Annotated in this window: 5 protein-coding genes; 2 read left to right on the top strand and 3 right to left on the bottom strand. The window is 29.9% G+C overall.

What is annotated here, in order from left to right; translation table 11 throughout:
• The 3 genes from PKV21_08690 to PKV21_08680 form a co-directional block, all read right to left on the bottom strand.
• Positions 1–1128: hypothetical protein (locus tag PKV21_08690; protein ID HOM27564.1), on the bottom strand; the 1128-nt coding region annotated here is incomplete at its 3' end.
• A gap of 17 nt (positions 1129–1145) precedes the next feature.
• Positions 1146–1892 (bottom strand): type II secretion system protein, encoded by a 747-nt coding sequence (locus PKV21_08685; GenBank protein HOM27563.1) that lies wholly within the window; start codon positions 1890–1892, stop codon positions 1146–1148.
• 46 nt (positions 1893–1938) lie between these two features.
• Complete coding sequence (locus PKV21_08680) at positions 1939–3033, bottom strand: GntR family transcriptional regulator (GenBank protein ID HOM27562.1); 1095 nt, start codon at positions 3031–3033, stop codon at positions 1939–1941.
• A gap of 234 nt (positions 3034–3267) precedes the next feature.
• On the opposite strand from PKV21_08680, the gene PKV21_08675 reads away from it, so the two are divergent.
• Positions 3268–5172: a hypothetical protein gene (locus PKV21_08675; GenBank protein ID HOM27561.1), complete on the top strand. Its 1905-nt coding sequence runs from the start codon at positions 3268–3270 to the stop codon at positions 5170–5172.
• Positions 5173–5176: 4 nt separating this feature from the next.
• Positions 5177–5609: hypothetical protein (locus PKV21_08670; protein ID HOM27560.1), on the top strand; the 433-nt coding region annotated here is incomplete at its 3' end.

The raw sequence follows: 5609 nt of genomic DNA, 5'->3' as shown, positions 1-5609 counted from the left end.
AATATACCATGAATACCTATCTTTTGGAGGATAATCTTTTGAGACAACTCTTTTACCTGTTCCATATGGATGATATGACTGACCATCTATTTTTGGCGGAAGTTGTAAAATAGATGTGTGATAAAATGTTGTATTTGAAAATCCCCATATAACCCTTGTTCCTGGATAATTTTCTTTTACATAATCAACTGTTCTTTTGCCTATTTCCCATGCATGTCCTCCCTTTTTCAAAAAATCACCAGAGAATTTAACCTTTGGAGGGTCATAATAAAAATTTATTCCATGGTCTGCTATAAACATTGAACCAAAAGATAATTCATTCCATATTTCAAGTTCAAAATCCTTATCCTCAAGGCCTGCCTTTTTTAACATATCACAAACAAGTTTTACATACTTCATCCATCCATCTGCCATTTCCTCAAATTCAGGTGTTCCTACTGGATGTGCAGGTAAATATTTGTATATCCTTAACTGAATTTTATCACCTTTTTTAAAATCATTTGGTAATGGTCTACTTAAACTTGCTGTCTCTTCTTGGTATTTTGTTATGAATATGTCATATGCAGCATGTGATGGGTCTTTCCCTTTTAAATTTGTTAGTGCAGTATATCCTTCTTTTATCTCTCCCTGTACCTTTATCTTTATTTCTTTGCTTCCTATACTTACATCCTCAAGAACCTCTCCATTCATATATTTCATAGGACAGGGATAACCATGATGTGCATTCAATAAAATTAATGGCTTTATACCATATTTCTTGCAGATTTTAAAAACATCTATAAGTTTTTCCTCATTTTTAAGTTTTTTCTCATCCCATTCAACATTACTCCATCCAATCTCAAATCTTATATTTTTAAATCCACTATTTGAAAGAATTTTTAAAGCAGTTTCATTATCCCCTACTGCCCAAGGGAAATTATAAGCAATACCAATACCTTCAAGAAATTCCTTTCCTCTAACTGTCTCCATATAACTTCTCCATGGTTGAAGATAAAATGATTGTTTTGGCCAAGGTATATTTTTGTGAAATTCAGGACTTACATAAGGTGAAACCTGGAATTCCTCAGAAAAAGAAAAAATACTAAAAAAAAGAATCATATATAAAACAAAATTTTTTAATATCTTCATATTCCCTCCTCTTTTATTCAAGGAAATACTACTTTGAAATCATAATCAGCAAGTTTTTTAACCATTTCCTGAGAATATGATTCAACATGTCCATCACAGAATAAAACATTTCCAAATTTTAAATAAGGTGTACTTAATCCATTTGTAAAACAATCATTCACACCAAATGGTGCAGTAAAAATAGACCAGTTAGTTGCAAGAACATTTGTATCACATCTTTCAAAAAGAAAGAATTTTGAACTTGGACTTCTTATTTGTTCATATTTAAAACTTGCAATTACTGTTCCTGAAGGAAGAGTTTTTTTAAAACCCCTAAAAGAAGATGGTTCAATAATACAATAACTCCTTCTTCTATTATACCAGTCCCCAGTTGTTATATTTCTGTGTGAAGGGCATTGATAAATCCTTCCCACTCCATCTTTATTATTATTACTATATGCTCTTGTAAAATAATCATTCCAATCCTTTACTTTTGCAGAAGGATTTGTATAATTAACCAATAAAAAATCATAATAAAATGCTCCTATAACTGGGCCTCCGCAAAAATAAGAAGGAAACCAACTATCATAATCATTAATATACATATGTAATGCTTGCCCAATCTGTTTTAAATTATTCATACATACTGCTTGTCTTGCTTTTTCTCTCGCTTTGCTTAATGCAGGTAAAAGCATCGCAGCAAGAATCGCTATTATAGCAACTACAACAAGCAACTCTATCAATGTGAAGCCATGTGGTTTTGAAAAAATGCTCTTTTTCGCCAAACGGCATGTCGGATACGCCACTCTTTTTGGCGTAGAAAAATTTTCTTCATAATGCACCTCCTTTCACATTTATTTTTTTAAATAATTTTTTACATGAAAAACCCTCTACTATATTTACATCAAGAATTATTTTTTGAATTGGACTTTTATCTCCATTTATTCTTTTGATTAAAATCTCACTTGCTTTTTCTCCTATTTCTTCTGTCTTCTGTTCTATTGTTGTTAATACAGGATTTAAAATAGATGAGAAATGTGCCTTATCAAATCCTATCACAGATAAATCATCAGGAATTTTTATATCCATTTCAATACATGTCTTATAAACACCAAAAGCAATAGGGTCATTTGTCGCAAAAATAGCAGTTGGTGGATTTTTAAGATGAAGCAATTCTTTTGTATTTGTATAACCTGACTCATCATATTGTAATTCTGTATAACTTCTTTTTACAAGCATTGGGTCAAATTCAATATTTTCTTCTTCAAGTGCTTTTTTATATCCTTGTAATCTCTCCCTTACTGTATTTGCATTTATTCCAAGTATTATTCCTATTCTTCTATGACCAAGTGAAATTAAATACTTTGTCGCAATATACCCTCCTTTAAAATTATCAGAGGTGACATAATCTGTCTCTATGTCTTCAATTGTTCTATCTACAAATATAAATGGAATCCTTCTTTCCTTTAATTCATAAAAGATATTATTGTCTGAAGAAGTTCTGTTTACCTCTGTCGGTGTCATTATTATCCCACTTACTTTTCTCTCAATAAATTCTTTTAAAATCTTTTTCTCTTTCTCTACATTGTTATAACTTACACCTACAATTATATGGTATCCATTAGAAGAAAAAACCTTCTCTATACCTGTATAAATTTCAGCAAAAAATGGATTTTTTACAATGTCTGTAAAAATCACTCCAATAATTTTTTCATTTTCCTTTTCTTTAACAAAAACTCCCCTACCCTGAACCCCTATCAATAATCCTTCTTTTATTAATTCTTTCAATGCCTGCTTAACAACAATATCACTTACATTATAAATTTTTGAAAGTTCTGAAATTGATGGGATTTTCTCTCCAACTTTATATTCTCCTTTCTCTATTTTTTCCTTTATATCGTCCCTTATTTTCTTATATAGTGCCATTTTCATCCTTTTTATACTTATTATAACAATATTAAGATTTTTGTCAAGTTTTTATATGTTTTTAATTTTGGTCTCCAAATATTAAAATTTCTTTTAATACTTATTATACTTTTTAATCATTTATCGGGTTTTTATATTTAAATTTCATCATCTCATTTCCTTTACTATAAAAAAATAATATTATCAATTAGGTATGTTTTAAACTAAAAGTGGCTATTGACAAAATTTTTTTGAATGAATAAAATAAACTCTATGATTTCATTTAAAAGTATAGTAATTGGTCTTATTTTTTGTATTTTAATCGGAATTGGAGAACCATTAAATGTTCTTTATATTCATGGTTCTGCTCTTGCTGCTGATTATTCAACAGGTGCTGCTATCTTTTTATTTTTTTTACTTGTTGGCATCTTAAATCAATTCAATAAAAAATTTATCAAAAAATTATATCTTACCCCTCCTGAATTGATTACTGTTTACATTATGATGATTGTTGCTTGTGCCATACCTTCTTGGGGTTTTACAATGAATTTAATTGGACTTCTTGGTGGAATTTTTTATTATGCAACTCCTGTAAATGAATGGGATAAATTTATTCATCCATATTTGCCAAAACATTTATTTCCGAAGGACTATAATGCAATATGGTATCTTTATGAAGGACTTCCAAAAAATATGAAAATTCCATGGGAAGAATGGATATTACCTCTTTTCAACTGGTTTTCTTTTATAATTGCATTTTATCTACTCTCAATTTTTTTAATCATTATGTTGAGTAAACAATGGATAGAAAAAGAAAGATTGATTTACCCTTTGACAGAATTACCAAGTGAAATAGTAAAAAAGGATAGACCAATATTAAAAGAAAAAATTTTTTGGTTTGGTTTTTTAATTCCTTTCATTCTTTATTCTTTAAATGGACTTTCAAAACTTTTCCCTGTTTTCCGTTCTCCATTGTTATATAAATGGGTTCCTATCTTTAGATTTACGACTGCTTTAGTTTTATCTGTGAGATTTGAAGTTATAGGACTTGCCTTTTTAATGCCAAAAGATGTTCTTTTAAGTGTGTGGCTCTTTGCCTTTCTTTTTGTTATTGAAACTGGTTTTTTCAAGATGACAGGATATTCAATGGGACAGATTTTACCTTATTCAGACCCTGCATGTCAAGAGGTTGCATTTCAATCATTTGGTGCTTTAATTGTTCTTTCTTTAAGTTGTCTGTGGGTTGCGAGAAAACATTTAAAAGAGATATTTTTAAAAAGCATTGGAAAATTAAAAGATGAAGATGAAGGGATTTCCAGTAAAATTACATTCTGGGGTTTTGTTTTCTGTTTTATATTTGTCATCTGGTGGATTAATAGAACAGGTCTTAAACTACTACCATCTATTTATTTTACCATTATTACTATCTTAATTTTCCTTGGAATGACAAGAATAATTTCTCAAGCAGGACTTGCATATTACAGAGCTCCTCTTATACCTTCTGCTGCAACAATTTATACTTTTGGTTCTCAGACACTGGGTAATAATGGACTGGTTTCTCTTGGATTAACATTTCCCTGGGCTGCTGATATTAGAACTCTTGTAATGGTTTCAACAGCAAATGGACTGAAACTTGCAGACAATTTTAAACTTAACTTAAAAAAACTTGTAATTGCAATTTTACTTTCAATAATTTTTACTTTACTCAGTTCTTCAATTATGACACTTTTTCTTGCTTATAAGTATGGAGGAATTAATTTATCTTCATGGCAATTTGGGGGAGCAACAAATTTTATGGCAAATTATATTATGAACATTATTAAAGAACCAATTACTTTTGGAAAAAAACAATTCCTTTTTTCAGGAATAGGAGCATTTTTGATGATTTTAATTTTATTTGCAAGGAGTAGAATTCCTGGTTGGCCATTATCACCTATTGGACTTGCTATTGGTATACCCCATCCTGTTTTCCATACCTGGTTTTCTGTTTTTATTGCCTGGATAGCAAAAACTTTAATTATGAAATATGGAGGAGCAAAAGTTTATTCAGAAGGTAAAATTTTCTTCCTCGGTATGGTATGTGGTAGTTTTGTTACAGCAGGTTTGTGGATTTTCGTAAGTTGGATGACAAAAACATCTATTGGATTTACTCTCGGATAAAAAAATGACACCAAAAGAAAGGTTTATAAATGCGCTTGAAAGGAAACCTATTAAAGGAAGGGTTCCTCATTTTGAACTTGTATTTTTCTTAACTATGGAAGCATTTGGAAAAGTTCATCCTTCACACAGAAATTATTCTCAATGGTATCAGATGACAGAAAAGGAAAGAAATTTACATAGAAAAGATATGGCAGAAATATTTATAAAAACAGCAGAAACATTTGAACATGATGCTATTTTTCTTCATCCAAATCCACCGACTTTGGAAGAAACAATAAGATTAATTGATTTAGTTAGAGAAATGACTGGAAATAAATATTTTTTGATGATACATGGAGATGCAACTTTTGGGGTTCCTTCCGGAGATAAAATGATGGAATTTATTGAAAGAATAGCAGATGAGCCAAAAAAGTTAAAAAAAGAAGCAGATGATATGG

The sequence above is a fragment of the bacterium genome (assembly GCA_035371905.1).
Classification (GTDB): domain Bacteria; phylum Ratteibacteria; class UBA8468; order B48-G9; family JAFGKM01; genus JAMWDI01.
Note: the sequence above shows the minus strand (reverse complement) of the source record. Positions and strands in the feature narration are given on the sequence as shown.

Bases quoted from the DNA above. Each gene is read 5' to 3' on its own strand.
- PKV21_08680 (HOM27562.1), bottom strand. From the start codon at position 3,033: ATGGCACTATATAAGAAAATAAGGGACGATATAAAGGAAAAAATAGAG.
- PKV21_08675 (HOM27561.1), top strand. From the start codon at position 3,268: ATGAATAAAATAAACTCTATGATTTCATTTAAAAGTATAGTAATTGGT.